Consider the following 18503-nt stretch of genomic DNA (forward strand, 5'->3'; position numbering starts at 1 on the left):
ATAGTAATAGTATGGAAGTGGTGGAAGGGTATCCCCACGTTAAACAAATAAAGCCCATGTATGAAGTGGTGGAAGGGTATCCCCACGTTAAACAAATAAAGCCCATGTATGAGATATATCTAAATTTAAAAAAGAAAGACTCTACTAATAGAGTCTTTCTTTTTTAAATTTAATTTGCTGGGAGCTATTTTTGTGACTGATGAACGTAAAATCGTATTTCACCAATTAACTCCAGAGTTCTATCAAGAAAATATTCATTTATCCGAAACATTGTTTAAATATGGTCAAGATAAAGGTCGCGGTTACGGTATTCTTTTAGTTGCTACAAAAGGATATCGTTTTGCAATTCCATTGCGTTCTAAAATGAATATTAGACATAAGCACAATTTCACTACCAAAATTCATGCCCCAGAAGGAACACGAGTACGCCATGGACTAGATTATACAAAAGCTTTAATTATTTCAGAAGACCGTTTTATAGCGACAAGAGACTTTCTGTTGGCAGAAAAAAATGACTATTTAAAAATTGCTAAATCTGAGCATAAAATAATTAATGAATTTGAAGCCTTTATAGACAAGTATATCCATGCAGTGCACAAGAATGATGAAAATATTTTAAGAGAGTACCGTTATTCTACACTTCAAAATTATCATGTAGAATTAGGATTGCAACTCTAATATCAATTGCTTTTAAGCATCCTCAAGGATGCTTTTTTATATTTAAAAATAGACTAAAATAGTAATATAACTGTCAGTATCCTATTTCACTAACGATATTTCATTTCCATACATCTTTTTTATCAATATAATCCTTAAAACAAAAAAGAAGCATCAGATTTATAATCGATGCTCCTTTCTCATTCTAATCGCACTTCATTCATGGCTCTCTTGTTTCATACATAGCATTACTACCTGTTAAATACAACAAACTGAATAACAACCGATGCTCCCTCACTACCGATTCATCTTAAACTGCAAAAACAGCTCATTATAATGAACAAGCATCTTTTTACCCAAATTGTTAAACACTTCAAGCCGCTTTAACACTTGCTGTGGCGGATAAAAGCGCTCGTCACCGGAAATGTCTTTGGGCAGCAGCTTTAGTGCCGCTTCGTTCGGTGTCGCATAGCCGACATACTCGGCATTTTGCGCCGCTACTTCCGGGTTCATCATAAAGTTAATGAACTTGAGCGCACCGTCCACATTTGCCGCCGTTTTCGGAATGACCATATTGTCAAACCATAGATTGGAACCTTGATCGGGCACGACATAATTCAGCTCCGGATTTTGGCTCATAATTTCGGATGCATCCCCGGAAAAGACGAGTCCGGCAGCCGCTTCATTGTTGGCGAGCAGCATTTTGATCTCATCGCCAACGATCGCTTTTACGTTTGGAGTGAGCTGCTTTAGCTTGGCTAGCGCCTGTTGCAAATGCTGCTCGTTTGTATCGTTAAGCGAATAGCCGAGACTGCTCAGCGCCATCCCGATTACTTCACGCGCACCGTCCGTCAGCAGCACATTGTTGCGCAGCGACGGATTCCACAAATCATCCCAACTATGAAACTTCAAATTCGTCAGCTTCGGATTGTAGACGATCCCGAGTGTGCCCCAAAAATAAGGCGCTGAATATTGATTGCCCGGATCGAATGGCAGATTAAGAAACGATGGATCGATATTTTTCAAATTCGGCAATTTGCTATGATCGAGCGGGATTAACAGATGTTCCTCGCGCATTTTGGAAATGGCATAATCCGACGGAATCGCCACATCAAAAGTCGTGCCGCCCTGCTCAATTTTAGTCAGCATCGCCTCATTGGAATCAAATGTTTGGTAAATGACCGTAATGCCCGTTTCCTTTTGAAACTTGGTCAGCAGCTCCGGATCGATATAATCGCCCCAGTTGTAAATGGTGAGCGTATTGCCGCCCGCATAGCCCTGACTCACATTCAAGCGGTTCGCTACGAACATCAGTAGCAGCGCGACCGCGATAATGACGATAAACGTACGACTAATCGCTTTCATCTTATCTCGGCACCCCCATTTCGGCAGCTGGCTCGTGTTGGCGACTACGCCCTTGTGTACGGCGCGTGATCATATAATAGCCGACGACGAGTGCGGTCGTGAACAGGAAAATGAGTGTCGATAACGCATTGATCGACAGCGATACCCCTTGCCGGGCGCGGGAATAAATCTCCACCGACAGCGTCGAATATCCGTTCCCGGTCACAAAAAACGTCACCGCAAAATCATCGAGCGAATACGTAAATGCCATAAAAAATCCGGCAAAAATACCCGGCTTAATAAACGGCAAAATGACCTTGCTCAGCACATCACGCCGACTTGCCCCCAGATCGCGCGCCGCATCGATCAGCGTCGGGCTCATCTCCTGCAAACGCGGTAAAATCATCAGCACCGTAATCGGAATGCTAAACGCAATATGCGAGATCAACACCGACGCAAAACCAAGCTTAATGCCCACAATCGTAAATAAAATGAGAAACGACGCGCCGATAATGACATCCGGGCTGACGATCAGCACATTGTTCAGCGACAACATCGCATCTTTCAAGCGGCGACGCCGAATGCGATCGATCGCCAGCGCCCCGATTATACCGATAATCGTCGCCAACGCCGACGACAACAACGCAATCACAAGCGTATTAATCAAAATAATAATCAGGCGCGTATCCTGAAACACGTCGCCATACCATTTCCACGTAAATGCTTCAAATTGGTGCATATTGTTCGCACTGTTGAACGAATAATACATCAAATACAAAATCGGCGCATACAGCACCGCAAACACAAGCACCAAATACAGATTGCCCCAGCCGTTTTTATTTGCCATCACGCACCTCCTGTCCGAAGCCGCCGCTCAGCAGCATCAGCGCCGCCATCGCAATGATCAGCACGACCGCCACCGTTGAACCCATCCCCCAGTCCTGTGTGACGAGAAAATGTTGCTCAATCGCCGTCCCGAGCGTAATCACCTTATTCCCGGCGATCAGGCGTGTAATCATAAACAGCGACAGCGACGGAATAAACACCGCCATACAGCCTGATTTAACCCCGGAAATCGTCAGCGGGAAAATGACGCGTTGAAACGTCGTCCAGCCGGAAGCGCCCAAATCGCGCGCCGCCGATACGAGCGATGGATTCATTTCTTCCAGCGCATTGTAGATCGGCAAAATCATAAACGGCACAAAAATATATACCGATACAAACACAAAGCTAAACGCATTAAACAGCAATTGCTGCTGCCCGATCCCGATCACTTCCAAAAACGCATTAATCGGCCCATACGCACCAAAAATACCGATAAACGCATACGTCTTCAGCAGCAAATTGATCCAAGTCGGCAAAATGATTAGCAAAATCCATAGCTGCCGATGCTTCGTACGCGTTAACAAGTACGCCGCCGGATACGCGATCAACACCGAAAACAGCGTCACTAGAAAAGCATACCAAAACGAGCTGAGCGTCATTTGCAAATAAACCGGTGTAAAAAACGTCCGATAATTTTGCAGCGTAAATTGCCCGTCCACATTAAAAAAGGAATAATACCCGACCAGCACGACAGGGGCTACTACGAACAGCACGATCCAGACGTAGTACGGCAGCATATAAATCGCGCGCGTATTAGCTTGCATGGTCGCCGCCTTCCCCGTAGCCCTCCAGACGACGGTCGAAATCTTCCTCGCTTTCACCGAACCGCATCACATGAATCGCTTCCGGCTCAAAGTCCAGCCCGATCCGACTGCCCGGCTCCGCTTTGCGGGTCGAATGCACAAGCCATTCCTGCCCAGAATCGTCATAACAGCTAATCTCATAATGTACACCACGGAACAATTGCGTATCGACACGCACTTGCAGCTTACCTTTTTCCTCGGTCGTCAGCTCCAAATCTTCCGGACGAATTACGATCTCCACATTTTCATTCGGACGCAGACCGGCATCGACGCATTCAAACGGCTTGCCGTTAAATTCCACCAAATAATCCTCGATCATACGCGCCGGCACGATATTCGATTCCCCGATAAAGTCCGCCACAAAGCGGTTAATCGGCTCATCATAAATGTCGTTCGGCGTGCCGCTCTGCTCGATTTTGCCTTTGTTCATTACAAAAATATAGTCCGACATCGCCAGCGCTTCCTCCTGGTCATGCGTGACAAAAATAAACGTAATGCCCAAACGCTGCTGAATTTCACGTAGCTCATACTGCATCTCCGTCCGCAGCTTCAGATCAAGCGCAGACAGCGGCTCATCGAGCAGCAGCACTTGCGGTTCATTAACGAGCGCACGTGCAATCGCCACCCGTTGACGCTGACCGCCAGACATTTCCGCGATCGCCCGTTTGCCATAGCCTTCCAAATTGACGAATTTGAGCGCTTCCTGCACTTTTGTCTCGATCGCGTCTTTTTTCATCTTTTTGACACGCAGTCCAAACGCTACATTTTCAAACACATTCAAATGCGGGAACAGCGCGTAATCTTGAAATACTGTGTTTACCTGCCGTTTGTTGGCAGGCACCTTGTTAATGACTTTGCCGTCAAAATGAATATCGCCACCGCTCGGCTCGGTAAAGCCAGCGATCATGCGCAAAATAGTCGTTTTGCCACACCCCGATGGGCCGAGCAACGTGTAAAATTTACCGCGCTCAATCTCAAATTCGATCTGCTCCAACACCTGGGTGCCATCATCATAACGCTTGCTCACTCCGTCAAACCGGATAATATAATTGTCGCTCATAACAGCCTCCTTGTGGCAGCCGGATCAATACATACGGCATCATGCCCGTTTTCCACTGCACCGTTTCCCGTTCCCTTTCCTTACCGACATTCATTGAGATTGTCGCAAAAGGTACATGTGCTATTATAACGTTTGAAATCTGTAGAAAACACCCTGTTTATCAGCATTTTTCGTAAAATATACAATCTTTCCGCAAGTCGCCATGTGCAAATTGCCATACAGGCAATGCAAAGACGAATGCGAGTCGGTATGGTAACGTAAGCACAATACGATCCGTAGTTCACCAATACAACTTACCGGATTGGGATAGGAGGCGGCTAATATACAGCTTGATGACATCGTTATCCAGTGTCTAGAGCATCGCAAGGACATCCTATTTCCTAAGCGCCAACGCTACAGTTGTATAACATAATCGATGTATAATAAAAAGCAGATTATGGCGCGGTCAACCGTTGCAGAGTAGGCTTATTTTCGCTGCGCAAGCGATCCAGCTAACGGTTGTACTACCGAGCAGCAAAATGCCAATCTGCTCCCACTTGATCGATTGCTTGTATAGATCATTGTACAGAACGGTTAACATCATTATCCGTTTTGTATACTAGCAACCGGATCACATTCATATAGATAGTATCTATTCACCGTCAATCGCCTCTATTTTAAAGATAAAGGAGCACTGTTCATGGAACATTTAATTCACTCCCCATTGCATCAAATTCAAATTAGCGGTATTCGCAAAATCGCGACCGCAGCGGCGCGTTATCCGGATGCGTTAGCACTTACGCTCGGTCAGCCCGATTTCCCGACACCAGCGCATATTATTGCAGCAGCCGAACAAGCGATGCAGCAAGGCAAAACGGTGTACACACCTAACGCGGGCATTCCAGCACTGCGCCGTGCCGCCGCCGAGTTTGTACGGAATCGGTATGGACAAATGTACGATATGGACACCGAGGTGATTGTGACGGTTGGAGCAAGCCAGGCGCTTGATGTGGCATTGCGCACGATTTTGTCGCCGGGTGATGAAGTGATTTTGCCAGGACCGATCTATCCGGGTTATGAGCCGCTCATTCGACTCGCTGGCGGCATTCCGGTATATGTCGATACACGTAGCACCGGCTTTAAGCTAACTGCCGAGCTGCTGGAACCGCATCTATCACCGCGTACAAAGGCGGTAGCGATTGGCTATCCGTCCAATCCGACCGGACGTGTACTCGGTGAGCAGGAACTGGCAGGGCTCGCCAACTTGCTGCGTGAACGCGAGCTGTTCATCATCTCTGACGAAATTTATAGCGAGCTCATCTATGATGAACCGCATCGTTCCATTTCGCTGCTGCCAGGCATGCGCGACAAAACGATCGTCATTAACGGATTGTCCAAATCCCATTCCATGACCGGCTGGCGCATCGGCTTTACATTTGCTCCGGCATGGCTAACCGCTCATATGCTCAAAGTGCATCAGTACAATGTATCGTGTGCTAGCTCGATCAGCCAATTTGCAGCGGTGGAAGCGTTGACGAACGGCATCGATGACGCGTTGCCGATGCGTGATGCCTACCGTGAGCGGCGGGATTATGTATACGATCGTCTGCTGGCGATGGGGCTGGAATTGGAAAAACCGGAAGGTGCCTTTTATCTGTTCCCATCGATCGCGCATCTGTATATACCATCGATGGAATTTGCCCTGCGATTGCTGGAAGAAGCGCGTGTTGCTGTCGTGCCCGGCGATGCTTTTTCCGTATATGGTGAAGGGTATATTCGTCTTTCGTATGCTTATGCGATGCCGGTATTGGAGAAGTCTTTGGATCGGTTGGAGCAATTTGTCGGGCATCTTACTCGCTAAATTGTACAGACGGCTATCGCTTGTAGAAGGCTATCGTGCTGAACGATATGATGCACGATAACCTTTTTTATTTGTTTATGTACTCTATTACGAAACAGCATAATGCCGTCTGTATCGTGGTGCTATGAATGTTGCTGTTCACTTTCTAAACATATTCTAAACATAATTTAAATAAATAAAGTTTTATTTAACTAATTTATCATGCTTGTGCTCTAATTTGATCAAAACGTTTACCGATAATAGGTGTACACAATCGAACAGCCATTTTAACTGATGACCGGATTCATCAATCGGTAAGGCAAAGTTTGAGCCGCCTACATACAGCAATCGGCAGCTCAGTTCCAACAGCTCAAGCCGAACACTTGTCATCATTTCGTTCAGCATGCAGGAAATGAACACGCGGACATGGATCAACGATGTGCGCATCTATTAAACCGTTTCATTACCTTGCTTATACATGCTCATGTATGATCGTGTGTGCTCATGGATGCTTATGTACATTTTTTATTTTTTTCTGAAAATATTCAGAATGATAACGCTTTATACAATATTTTTCATGATTACTCTCTAAATTGCTAGGACGGCTTGCCGATAATACTTGTATACATTTAAGCTATAGCGAAAAATGGAGGATTAAGATGAGGAATTTTAAAGCAAAATGGTTTACCCTTTCGCTTGGAAGAAAGCTAATGCTTTCCTTTTGCGCGATTCTGATTGCAGCGCTTGTTGTATCAAGTACGATATCGTATATGATTGCAAGGCATGCTATTGGCAACGAATTGATCGGGAGCGCCACACTTAGCTCCAACACGCTCAGTGCTGTAGTAGATAATGATATGCAGCGTATGATCGATGCTGTCGATTATTTTGCATCAACGATCAATCAACAAACTTACAGTACCCGCGCCGATTTGCTGGAGCGTTTGCGTACATATGATCAAGCCAGCACGAATGTGGAAGCGATTTATGTTGGAACGAATCAAGGTGCATTTTACACATCATCCGATATCCCTACTCGGGCTGGTTATGATCCGCGTAAACGTCCGTGGTACAAGTTGGCAGAAGCAAGCCCAGGCAAAGCGATCATCACGCCTCCATATGTGTCTTCATCTACGCAAAAGATGACCGTAACCGTAGCCAAGCAGACGAGTGATAACAGCGGTGTCGTCGGTCTCGATATTAGCATCGCCTCCCTGCTGCAAATTGCCTCCACCATCAAAATCGGTGAGCAAGGCTATGCGTTTATTATCGCACCGGACGGCGCATTTATTTCCCATCCGACCATTCCGCCAGGACAAACGAATGATATTGCCAAACGCATCATCAATGAAAATAAAGCACAAGGGCAATTCAGCTATATGTATGATGGTAAAGCGAAGCAGCTTAGCTACGCGACCAGCCCGCTGACCGGCTGGAAAGTGGGCGGCAACTTTAATCAGAGTGAGATCGAACAAAAATCTAGCCCGGTACTGTATCAAACATTAATTGTGCTCATTGTCGCTCTAATTGTCGGCGGCACGATCATATGGTTGATCACACGTTCTATCAGCAGACGAATGAACCGGATCGTCGATGTTGCCGATGCGATTAGTCAGGGCGATCTGACCCGTGCGGTACACGATAATAGCGGCGATGAGCTTGGCAAATTGTCAGTCGCCTTTAACGATATGAACCGTTCGCTCGGTTCGCTCGTCGGTTCGATTCAAGATACGGTAAGTGATGTGGTGGCAAGTTCAGAACAACTGACCGCCAGCTCAGAGCAGACGAGCCGAGCGACCGAACAGATTACCGCAGCGATCGAACAATTTTCCGGCGGCAGCGATCGCCAAAACAGCCATATTAGCCAAAGTGCCCAGCAATTGGGCGAAGTCGCAAGCTTTCTGAATCAGGTGCAGCAGCACTCCGGTTCCTTGCTTGATCTGTCGCAAACGTCGACCCGAATGGCGGATAGCGGCGATCAGTTGGTACACCGTACCGTAGCCCAGATCGAACAGATCGATCATGCGGTTAATGAGGCATATAGCGTTATTAATGGACTTTCGCACAAGTCGTCCCAAATTAGCGAGATTTTGAAAACGATCAATACGATCGCAGAGCAGACGAATCTGCTATCGCTCAATGCGGCGATCGAAGCGGCGCGTGCTGGTGAAGCAGGTAGAGGCTTTAGCGTCGTCGCTGGTGAAGTGAAAAAGCTAGCCGAGCAATCGCACCAGTCCGCCGGTCATATCGAAGGTCTGTTGCAAGATATTATCCGTGAAATTAACGAATCGATCGCTACCTTTGATCGTATTCATCAGTCCGTGGAAGCAGGGCTAGGTGGTGTACAGCAATCCGCTCAGCAGTTCCAGCAGCTCAAATCGAACGCCCACACCATTTCGTCCAGCTTGCAGGAAATGAATACATTGATCAACGATGTGAGCCACAATGCGGATGATGTGGCACGGTCGGTAACCGAAGTAAGCGAGATTGCCGACAAAAATGCTGGTAATATGCACGATATCGCTGCCTCGGCACAACAACAGCTCGCTTCAATGGAAGAAATCAGCTCATCCGCACAGTCGCTGTCCAAGCTGGCAGACGATTTACAGCGTGAAATCGAGCATTTCCAAATTAACGAGTAACGGGCTATCGCTTGCTATAGCGCCGGAATTGATCACAAACAAAGCGTGATTACACTACAACTACACTTCATATATATCAAAAGCCGGATCGCTCCAACTTTGCGATCCGGCTTTACGATATGGATTCCATCCCTGTTTCAGACTGACTATCTGTTTTCTGCTACACCATCCAGCCAAAACTGAATTTGCACAAGCATGATCAGATCGGCATCTGTCTATCCATCATGAGTACACGACGAGCATGCTATCAAAGCGTATTTAGACGCTAATGCATCACTTCGACAGCTCCAAAAACCCTTCCCCAAACACATCACGCACATCGTGAATCGTAATAAACGCATTCGGGTCTTCCTTGCGGACGATCTTTTTCAGCACCGATACTTCCTGTTTGCTAATGACGATATATAGCACTTCTTTTGGTGTTTTCGTGTAGTATCCATGTCCGGACAATACCGTTACACCGCGATCCATAATCGTAATCACTTTTTCAGCGATCGCATCCTGATGGGCGGAAATAATCATGACCGCCTTTTTCGGATTCAAACCTTCGATAATAAAATCCATCACTTTTGTGCCGATATACAGCGCAATAATCGTCAACATCAAACGTTCCGGCCCGATAATAAACAGCGATGAAAAGGCGACGATCAGATCGAAAAACAGCAGTCCATAGCTGATATTCCAATCCAAATATTTATGCGTAATCCGCGCCAAAATCGCCGTTCCTGCCGTCGTACCACCTGCACGGATGATCAACCCTAGCCCGACACCGACAAGCACGCCAGCGAATACCGCATTGACGACAATCTCGTGTGAATTGATACGCCAGCTTTCCGTCAAATGTAAAAACAGCGAGTTGAGCGCAACCGCAATAATCGTATACAATATGCTCGTCTTATCCAAAAACTTATACCCGACCAAAATCAAAAACGAGTTAATGATCAAGTTGACCAAACCGGGCGACCATTGGAACAAATAATACAAAATAATCGTCACCCCGGTTACCCCGCCTTCACCGAGATTGTTCGGAAGAATAAACAAATTGACCGCCAGCGCAAACAGAAACGCGCCTACTGTCAGCAATACCAAATCGTAAATACGTTTTTTCATTCGCTTATACCCTTTCTATATTTACCTTCCCACTATGGGAGTGCGCTCAGCATCTATAGCTGTTTGTACTTTAATCATCATCTATACTTTATTGAGTCATACCTTTACGTGCCTTCAAACTGCGTTATAGAACGTTCGACACCATTTATTGTCGTCAAACTATACTGTACATGCAGCCTCATTATAGTCATCGTTTACTGCCTACAGTGCATTCCATTGATGATATGCAAAATATATACAACATCTGATCTATTATGACCGCACTATATCATCGGGAAATGAAGCGGCTGTAAAGTACGAAAAAACACTGATAAACGCCAAAAAGCGGCGGAATTAGCACTAAAACCGGCAACATAGTCCCATTTCCATCCTTACCCGCCAAATGAGTATTTTAAGCCCCGTTCTACGGCAAGTCAAAGCTTTTTTGCGATCCTTTGTCTATTCATTTCGTTGCCTGATTAACGCAAAAAAGCACGCTGTTACATGAACATACAGCGTGCTTTATGAATATGAATGAGCATGAAGATGCACGCTCATCCGTTTGCTAGACAGATGAGCCAAATGATATAGGCTAGCATTAGCCTACGAGTTTGCGTACACCCCCTAACAAAATAGCGCTTGCTTTCATCCGAAAAGTACACGCATAAATGACCGTTTCGCTGGCAGGAATAAACGAACCGCTTCATCTGAATCCGTCCCTATTACTGTAACACGTACGACTTCACGCTCTGCTTTTCCAGCGTAAATAGTCCGTCACCGTCCGCACCGCAATCCCAATCGCATCTTCGCTTGGTTCCAATTTGGCATGATGCAATCCATACGGTGTATCCACACCGAGCCAGAACATAAAGCCCGGAATACGTTCTAGAAAATAACCGAAATCCTCGCCGGTCATCGCTTCCGTACATTCACACAACGTCACATCATCACGCCCAGCCAACCATTGCATAAATTCGGCGGTGAGCTGGTGTTCATTGTACACCTGCATATAATTGGCGCCCCAATCGATCTCGGCGCGGCAGTCGAATCCAGCTTCGATCCCTTTCACGAGCGCCTCAATACGCGACTTGATCAGCACCATCGTGTCAGCGGACAATGTGCGAATCGTGCCTTCCAGACGGGCACGCTCAGCGATAATATTTTGCTTGGTGCCACCTTCGATTTTGCCGATCGTAATGACTGCGGAATCGAGCGGATTCACATTGCGTGCTACGATACTTTGCAATTGACCGACCAATTGGCAACCGGCTACGACCATATCGTTGGCACGATGCGGATACGCCGCATGCCCACCCGTGCCGATCAAATCGATAAACAGCTCCGACGTGTTCGCAAACAAAATGCCCTGTCTAAGCGCAATCGTACCGACCGGATACTCTGGTGCCACATGCAAACCGATCATCTGCTCCGGCATCCAATCTGCCAGCTCCTCACTTGCCAGCATCGGCTGCGCCCCACCAGGCCCTTCCTCGGCAGGTTGGAAAATAACGACCAGATCGTCCGCCATCCGCTGCTGCACGAGCGCTGTCAGCACACCGAGACCGATCGTCATATGCAGATCATGTCCGCAGGCGTGCATATAACCGGGATGTTGACTTTTAAAATCATAACCCGTTTCTTCCACAATCGGCAGCCCATCCATATCGGCACGGTAACCAAAACGACGCGTCGGTGCGGTACCATGCACATAGACAACAATGCCCGTTTTCCACGTCCGTATTTCGATGTGCTGTTGTGGCAAGCTCGCAATATAGTCTAGCAAATAACGCTGTGTTTTAAATTCCTGAAATCCCGCTTCCGGAATCCGGTGCAAATCACGACGAATGTCGATCAGATTAACGTTAGTCATCACATGTACTCCTCCCCTACCCGAATGCTTCATTTAGAGTATAAGAAGGCTGTCACAGTTTCACTATGACAGCCTTCTGTATGGAACAAAGTATAATTTTGCTTACAGTGTACGCAGGTCTTGCAAAATTTCAGTTTTGGACTTTGTTTTATCGTCCACTTGTTTGATTACACGTGCCGGTGTACCCGCCACCACGGAAAATGGAGGCACATCTTGTGTGACGACTGCGCCTGCGGCAACGACCGCACCTTCACCGATGCGTACGCCTTCAAGCACAACAACATTAGCACCGATCAGTACATCATCTTCAACGACAACAGGTTGCGCGCTTGGTGGCTCGATTACGCCTGCCAGTACGGAACCAGCGCCGATATGACACATTTTACCGACTTGTACACGACCGCCCAGTACAGCGCCCATATCGATCATCGTACCTGCACCGATGACGACGCCGATGTTAATTACCGCGCCCATCATAATGACCGCGTTATCACCGATCGATACCATCTCACGGATAAATGCGCCTGGCTCGATACGTGCGTTAATGTTTTTCATGTCCAGCAGCGGAATCGCAGAGTTGCGACGGTCGCTTTCGACCACATGGTCTTCGATTTTGGCACTGTTTTCAGCCAGTACGGCTTGAATGTCTGCCCAATCGCCAAAAATTACGCCTATGTTGCCGTTGATGAATGTTTTTACATCTTCCGGAAATGTCAGACCGTCCAGATCGCCTTTCAAGTGTACTTTAACCGGCGTTTTCTTTTTGCTCGTTTTGATCAGGTTAATAATTTCATGCGTGTTCATCTCAGTCGACATATGTAGATGACAGCTCCTTTTTTCATAGTGATGGCACCGCCTCCTGCTCGGAGCGGTGTGCTCTATTCAACCGTATGACCCGATAGAGTCATAACCGAATGTACGGACACAGTTAGCCCCTAATGGAAGCTACATCCTTTATAGCACAGATCGAAGACCCGCCGCAATTGATCCATGATATTTACACCAAATGTTTATACAGATAGTGCATAATCTTTGGGCGGCGCAGTCACGAGCTGCCATCATTGTTCGCCTGTCTGCAACGATTTTATTCCACCATTGCTTTTTTCGCGTTCGGATTCAGCGGAAGATTTGCGTCGGTTTCTTCAGGCATTTTTTTCAAAGAAACCAATGGTGAGCACAGCACCCATATTAACGCTGTTAACGTACCTAACGCGCCGATCAACAAAGTCATGCGCAAACCGACCAGATTGCCAAGCGCTCCACCTAACAGGGCACCGATCGGTGTAACGCCTGTCACGACAAATCGATAGCTGGCATTCATTTTGCCTAGCATATCGTCAGGAGTGATCGTTTGCCGAATACTAACGACATAAATATTAGAGATAACGACGCCCATACTGCCAAAAAAGTACGAAATGATTAAAATCGGCACTGTCACATGCAATGGTCCACTCGCTAATGGCACAAGTAGCGGAGCACCACAGCCGAGCATCATCGTCACGATAATAATACTACCCAGACTGTATTTATCGCCTAAGCGTTTGGCAATCAACGAACCGATAATCGAGCCGATACTTGCTGTAGAGAGAATAATTCCTAACAATGCAGGCGTGATCTGCAATTGTTTTGTAATATAAATAATAGAAACCGCCGCCATCACTTGACTAAACATATTGTACGTAGAAGCTTCTCCGGCAATCGCCCTTAAGTATTTGTTACCAAACACGAACCGCATTCCCTTACCGATTTCTTGGAAAATAGGCTTATGTGCTACCACTTTTGCTTGGCTAGGCTCGTCCTTTTTGATTAACAAAAGCGAGAACGCCGAGCACAGCAGTGTGAAACTGTGCAAAATTAATACAATCGGCGCAGACATTAACGCAATCAATCCGCCCGATATGCCTGGGCCACTAACATCCGCTAGCGACCGGCTCACTTCCAATTTGCTGTTTCCTTCTGTCAGATGCTCTTTGCCGACCAAAGACGGCAAATAGGACTGATACGAAAGGTCAAATAACAACGTTAATGTCCCTACCAAAAAACCGATCACATATAGATGGTACATTTCCAAAAAATGAAAGATATACCCGAATGGAATAACAAGTAGCAATACAGCTCTGCCTATATTCGCTGCAAGCATAATCGGTTTTCGGCGTAAGCGATCGATATACACACCTGCAAATAAGCCGACAAGCAGATACGGAGAAAATTGCAAAGCATTCAGCACGCCCATTTCCCAAGGAGTAGAGTTCAATGTGAGTGCAGCTACTAATGGCAGAGCCAAGCCGGTTACTCTTGAACCAAACATCGCTAACGTTTCACCAAACCAAAATTTGAGAAAATCAATATTTGTCCAGAGACCTTTTGTTTTTGCCATTCTTCCGCTCATTACTAACCTCCTTCAACATATGATCTATATATAAAATTCTACATGCTCAACGCCTAATTTCGAATTCGATTTAAGCTCTCCTAGAAAAGAATGACCTTCGCAGTTAGCTGGAGGTTTAATATTTAACAGCTCGGCAATCGTAGGCGCAACATTCACCATATTTAACGGAATAATCCTTTCCATCGGGTGAATGCCTTTTCCGTGTGCAAAAAATAATGTTCTTATATTTTTATTCAACGGAAAAGAGGTGTCGTGTTCTCCGGTAAATTCAGCAAACAATTCAGTTTGTTTATACATGGCAACTTTATTTAGCCTAACTTTTCCGTTAATCCAGCCATTCGTTGGAATGTCGATCGTACTTCTTGTTTGATAACCGGAAGCCATCGCAATAATAATGTCCCCCATTGTATCGCCGTAAAGCCCGAATGTTTCCGCCTCCTTTCTGTTCATCACCATACTGATTGGCGACAATCCTCTGTCGACGTCATACAATTTTTTGAAATCGGTAATCAAACGATTGACCAGCTCATCATATTCTGTTGGTTCAACAATTCCGTCAGGTTGCCGACCTTTCAGATTAATATAAATTCGATACCCATTCGCATATACCTTTGTTTTATTCCAATCTATTTTAATTCGTCCATTTTTTGGGTCTTTTTTAATATGAAGTAAATTATGTTTTAACAAATAATTATTGGCAAGGAAATTCGTATGATATACATCCTGCCCATGATCGCCCAAAATAAATACCGTTGTATGTTCATCCAGCATTGCCAGCACTTCACCCACATACTGATCAGCAATCGTATGAGCGGCAGCGAGCACCTGTTTGTAATGCGCAGCCTGTTCGGTATCGTATTGAGGATGTGCCGGATCGATCGCGCCCCAATAAATATGATAAGCCATATCCAAAAAATGAAGCTGGGTCATAAACAAATCGTATGAATGGTTGTGTAACAGATGACGGGTTGCTTTGATCATCCAATCCACATGTTGTTGATAAATTTCCAGTTGCGTCGCATCGTCAATCCAGCCCTGCAACAAATCATACGATTCCGTCCATTCCACAAACGGCCCAGCAGCGGCATATAACTCATCCGCAATATAGGCAGGAGCGCTGTAACCGGCATTGTCATGAATTTGCGATTGGTACAACCGCAATCGTCCACTTTGCACATCCAGCTCCATTACTTTAAAGCGGACACTTCCATTTCGTCTGCCTTTATCAGACGTATCCACCTGTAAGTGTATCCACTCGCTCCATCCATGTAAGCCTACCTGTGCATCATATTCATCCGCTTTGTGCAAAGAGAAGGCTACCGTATTATTGCTTAACAGAGCGATATAAATCGGGATCGCTTGCATCGCTTTTTTGAGCTGCAAATGGATGACCGACTCCCATAGGATGAAATGTTCAGCACTATGTTTATCATCATGAACTACTTTAGTTAACGGTAGCGGCAATTTGGATTCTTCATTAAGATTGTCTGCATCACGAGTCATCCAGTCGCCATGATCGCCCTGCGCCGTACTTTGTTGAACAGCGGAATCCCAGCAGGCAGAATGAGCCAAATCCCATACACATTTCAATCCACCCCAGCCGCCTGCACCATCTACTTGGATAACTTGCTCTCCTCCCAGCGGCGGCCAAGACATCGGATATTTGAGCAATATGCTTTTTTTATTGTTTCTTTCCGCCGCTTGCCAGATCGTTTCCGCTTTAATGCCGGTACTGTTCGTTGTGTGTACTTTTTGATCCAAATAACCGCCTGGTTGATGCATCGAAAATCCTTCTACACCATGACTGCTCGGATGCGCCCCGGTAGCGATCGTCGTCCAAGCTACAGGGGTAGTCGGTGGCATCGTAGCGATCATTTCCGAATGAAAGCCGTTGTTCATTAATTTTTGCAAATTAGGCATGTTGCCCTCAGCAATAAACGTCTGTGTAAGTGGATTAATACTGTCCAAGCCGATAACGACAACTTTATTGTTCATCATAATCCTCCTTTAATTCGTTTGGCTGACGGCAGTGGCGATATATTTATGTTCCTTTAAATAGGTCAAAATCTGGTCACAGCATTGTTCCGGCGTTTGATTGATCGTTTCAATGATTAAATGAGGATTTTCTGGAACTTCGTAGGGAGAACTTAGCCCGGTAAATTGTTTGATCTCTCCTTTTAATGCTTTTTCATACAATCCTTTCGGGTCGCGTTTGATGCATTCATCAATCGGTGTATTCACGTAAATTTCCACAAAGTTCTCGATATGTTGGCGGGCATGGTCTCGTACTCTTTTGAACGGTGCGATGACCGGCACGATCGTCACAATGCCATTTTGGGACAGTAATTTGGATACATATATAATTCTCATATTGTGCTGCTCTCGATCTGCCTCACTAAAGCCTAGATCAGGAGATAGCTCTTGTCTGACCACATCTCCATCCAGCGTCTCTGTAGCAACAGCTAGCTCTTTCAAGCGTGCACTCAAAATGTTGGAAATCGTCGTTTTTCCTGATCCGGACAAACCAGTAAACCATAAAACAATATTATTTTTGGACAATGCTAATCCCCTCCATATTATGTGCTGGTTCGATTTCAAATAAATCTAGCAGTGTAGGCGCAATATCATAGATCGTCTTTCCTTCGAGCTTTTGATTGTTGATCGGTGTATCCGGTCGATACAATACAAAACATCCTTCTTTGGCATGGACAGCATCATCCGGACCTAGATCATTTTCAAACAAATACAGATCATCCCACCCTAATGTACCTGCTGAACGCCAAGACAGATCATCAAAGTAAACCATCAGATCAGGCGGGTCTCCACTGCTCTCGCGATACAAATCTTGTGGGCGGAACACTTTATTGTTCATCTGTCGCCCCTTATGGTCTGTAATCCCCTGGATGTGTTCCGTCAATTTGGTAATTACACTTTCATATTCGTCTGCTTTAACGCTCCCTTGTGCCTCTCTGCCTTCAACATTGATAAAAATGCGGGCATAATATCCCCCCCATGCCCAGGCGACCGTTTTTGTCCAATCGACATCGCATTTTTCAATCGATGTGCCTTGTTGGGGCTGCTCATTCAGCACGAGATAACCTTGATCACAGAGCCATTGATTGATGCAAAATGCGCCTTTCATCCCTTTGGCACCATGATCAGACACAACCATCACCGCCGTATCATCGGTAATAAGTTCAAGCAACGTGCCTATTTCTTGATCGATATATTGATAATATTCACGGATCACATGCTCATATCGATTGCCTTGTTCATAAAAAGGATGCTCAGGGTCAATATATTTCCAAAACGCATGATGAATACGATCGGTCCCAATTTCTACAAACCAAAACAATTCCCACGGTTTCGTTTGCAACATATGGCGCAGCACTTTAAACCGTTCTCTCGTCATCACATACAATTGTTCCAACAATGCGTCTCTTGAATCGGTACGAAAATTAATATCAAATAAATAATCCGGTGCAACTTCCAAAATTTCTTGTGCCAGTTGTTCCGGATAAGTAAATTTACTTTGCGTATTTGGCGTCAAAAAACAGCCTACTCGCCAGCCGTTGACACTTTTGACCGGGTACGATGGCGGTAACCCGATCAGACATACCTTTTTGTCATGTTCAGCCATATAGTCCCAAACGGTCGTTTCCTGAAAAGATAAGCCATTCGCAATCCAGCCTTTGTCATATGAAGCGTCTTTGCGATGGCGAAAACCGTAAGCTCCGAGCGTACCCGGGTCTTTGCTCGTCGACATTACCATCCATGCCGGAATCGTAATCGGCGGGTCGGTGCTTTCAAGCTCTCCCCACAATCCGTTTTCTTTGAGCCTTTTCAAATTGGGCATATCATCGATATATTGATCAAAGGCAAGTTGCGGAGCCAAACAGTCTAGTCCAATCACTAATACTTTTGAATAGGCCATAGTTACCTCCA

Annotated in this window: 14 protein-coding genes; 3 read left to right on the forward strand and 11 right to left on the reverse strand. The window is 45.8% G+C overall.

Annotation, left to right across the window (positions count from 1 at the left end; translation table 11 throughout):
* The first annotated feature begins 192 nt into the window (after positions 1 to 192).
* Positions 193 to 678: a type III toxin-antitoxin system TenpIN family toxin gene (tenpIN, locus tag U1I11_RS14970; RefSeq protein ID WP_322906949.1), complete on the forward strand. Its 486-nt coding sequence runs from the start codon at positions 193 to 195 to the stop codon at positions 676 to 678.
* 276 nt (positions 679 to 954) lie between these two features.
* Here tenpIN and U1I11_RS14975 read toward each other — a convergent pair whose 3' ends face one another.
* The 4 genes from U1I11_RS14975 to U1I11_RS14990 are packed head-to-tail and all read right to left on the reverse strand — an operon-like array spanning position 955 to position 4749.
* Positions 955 to 2022: an ABC transporter substrate-binding protein gene (locus tag U1I11_RS14975; protein ID WP_322906950.1), complete on the reverse strand. Its 1068-nt coding sequence runs from the start codon at positions 2020 to 2022 to the stop codon at positions 955 to 957.
* Between the two features lies 1 nt (position 2023).
* The gene (locus U1I11_RS14980; RefSeq protein ID WP_322906951.1) at positions 2024 to 2848 is read right to left on the reverse strand and encodes an ABC transporter permease; all 825 of its coding nucleotides are present in this window, start codon (positions 2846 to 2848) and stop codon (positions 2024 to 2026) included.
* Positions 2838 to 3650, reverse strand: coding sequence for an ABC transporter permease (locus U1I11_RS14985; RefSeq protein WP_322906952.1), 813 nt, complete (start codon positions 3648 to 3650; stop codon positions 2838 to 2840). Before U1I11_RS14985 ends, U1I11_RS14980 begins: the two co-directional genes overlap by 11 nt.
* Positions 3640 to 4749, reverse strand: coding sequence for an ABC transporter ATP-binding protein (locus U1I11_RS14990; RefSeq protein WP_322906953.1), 1110 nt, complete (start codon positions 4747 to 4749; stop codon positions 3640 to 3642). Before U1I11_RS14990 ends, U1I11_RS14985 begins: the two co-directional genes overlap by 11 nt.
* A gap of 679 nt (positions 4750 to 5428) precedes the next feature.
* Here U1I11_RS14990 and U1I11_RS14995 point away from each other — a divergent pair.
* Positions 5429 to 6589 carry an aminotransferase A gene (locus U1I11_RS14995; RefSeq protein WP_322906954.1) on the forward strand — a complete coding sequence of 387 codons (1161 nt, stop codon included), beginning with the start codon at positions 5429 to 5431 and terminating at the stop codon, positions 6587 to 6589.
* A gap of 638 nt (positions 6590 to 7227) precedes the next feature.
* Positions 7228 to 9210, forward strand: a complete 1983-nt coding sequence (locus U1I11_RS15000; protein WP_322906955.1) for a methyl-accepting chemotaxis protein — start codon at positions 7228 to 7230, stop codon at positions 9208 to 9210.
* Between the two features lie 273 nt (positions 9211 to 9483).
* Here U1I11_RS15000 and U1I11_RS15005 read toward each other — a convergent pair whose 3' ends face one another.
* The 7 genes from U1I11_RS15005 to U1I11_RS15035 all read right to left on the reverse strand — a co-directional run bounded on the left by U1I11_RS15005 (position 9484) and on the right by U1I11_RS15035 (position 18492).
* Entirely contained in the window at positions 9484 to 10320 is an 837-nt protein-coding gene (locus U1I11_RS15005) for a YitT family protein (RefSeq protein WP_322906956.1), read from the reverse strand.
* 721 nt (positions 10321 to 11041) lie between these two features.
* Positions 11042 to 12169: an N-acetyldiaminopimelate deacetylase gene (locus U1I11_RS15010; protein WP_322906957.1), complete on the reverse strand. Its 1128-nt coding sequence runs from the start codon at positions 12167 to 12169 to the stop codon at positions 11042 to 11044.
* A 102-nt stretch (positions 12170 to 12271) separates the two neighbouring features.
* A complete protein-coding gene (dapD, locus tag U1I11_RS15015; protein WP_322906958.1) occupies positions 12272 to 12985 on the reverse strand; it encodes a 2,3,4,5-tetrahydropyridine-2,6-dicarboxylate N-acetyltransferase in 714 nt (237 codons plus the stop codon).
* A 268-nt stretch (positions 12986 to 13253) separates the two neighbouring features.
* Complete coding sequence (locus tag U1I11_RS15020; RefSeq protein ID WP_322906959.1) at positions 13254 to 14558, reverse strand: MFS transporter; 1305 nt, start codon at positions 14556 to 14558, stop codon at positions 13254 to 13256.
* A 24-nt stretch (positions 14559 to 14582) separates the two neighbouring features.
* On the reverse strand, positions 14583 to 16556 hold the full coding sequence (locus U1I11_RS15025; RefSeq protein ID WP_322906960.1) for an alkaline phosphatase family protein: 1974 nt from the start codon (positions 16554 to 16556) through the stop codon (positions 14583 to 14585).
* A gap of 9 nt (positions 16557 to 16565) precedes the next feature.
* Positions 16566 to 17117, reverse strand: coding sequence for an adenylyl-sulfate kinase (gene cysC / locus U1I11_RS15030; protein WP_322906961.1), 552 nt, complete (start codon positions 17115 to 17117; stop codon positions 16566 to 16568).
* A complete protein-coding gene (locus tag U1I11_RS15035; RefSeq protein ID WP_322906962.1) occupies positions 17104 to 18492 on the reverse strand; it encodes an alkaline phosphatase family protein in 1389 nt (462 codons plus the stop codon). Before U1I11_RS15035 ends, cysC begins: the two co-directional genes overlap by 14 nt.
* Between the last annotated feature and the right edge of the window lie 11 nt (positions 18493 to 18503).

Origin of the sequence: Paenibacillus campi (assembly GCF_034659835.1) — a bacterium.
Lineage (GTDB): Bacteria > Bacillota > Bacilli > Paenibacillales > Paenibacillaceae > Saccharibacillus > Saccharibacillus campi.

What these genes read in the sequence shown, in the direction of transcription:
- U1I11_RS14975 (WP_322906950.1), bottom strand. Translation starts at nt 2,022, where the DNA reads ATGAAAGCGATTAGTCGTACGTTTATCGTCATTATCGCGGTCGCGCTG.
- U1I11_RS14980 (WP_322906951.1), bottom strand. Translation starts at nt 2,848, where the DNA reads ATGGCAAATAAAAACGGCTGGGGCAATCTGTATTTGGTGCTTGTGTTT.
- U1I11_RS14985 (WP_322906952.1), bottom strand. Translation starts at nt 3,650, where the DNA reads ATGCAAGCTAATACGCGCGCGATTTATATGCTGCCGTACTACGTCTGG.
- U1I11_RS14990 (WP_322906953.1), bottom strand. Translation starts at nt 4,749, where the DNA reads ATGAGCGACAATTATATTATCCGGTTTGACGGAGTGAGCAAGCGTTAT.
- U1I11_RS14995 (WP_322906954.1), top strand. Translation starts at nt 5,429, where the DNA reads ATGGAACATTTAATTCACTCCCCATTGCATCAAATTCAAATTAGCGGT.
- U1I11_RS15000 (WP_322906955.1), top strand. Translation starts at nt 7,228, where the DNA reads ATGAGGAATTTTAAAGCAAAATGGTTTACCCTTTCGCTTGGAAGAAAG.
- U1I11_RS15005 (WP_322906956.1), bottom strand. Translation starts at nt 10,320, where the DNA reads ATGAAAAAACGTATTTACGATTTGGTATTGCTGACAGTAGGCGCGTTT.
- U1I11_RS15010 (WP_322906957.1), bottom strand. Translation starts at nt 12,169, where the DNA reads ATGACTAACGTTAATCTGATCGACATTCGTCGTGATTTGCACCGGATT.
- dapD (WP_322906958.1), bottom strand. Translation starts at nt 12,985, where the DNA reads ATGTCGACTGAGATGAACACGCATGAAATTATTAACCTGATCAAAACG.
- U1I11_RS15020 (WP_322906959.1), bottom strand. Translation starts at nt 14,558, where the DNA reads ATGAGCGGAAGAATGGCAAAAACAAAAGGTCTCTGGACAAATATTGAT.
- U1I11_RS15025 (WP_322906960.1), bottom strand. Translation starts at nt 16,556, where the DNA reads ATGATGAACAATAAAGTTGTCGTTATCGGCTTGGACAGTATTAATCCA.
- U1I11_RS15035 (WP_322906962.1), bottom strand. Translation starts at nt 18,492, where the DNA reads ATGGCCTATTCAAAAGTATTAGTGATTGGACTAGACTGTTTGGCTCCG.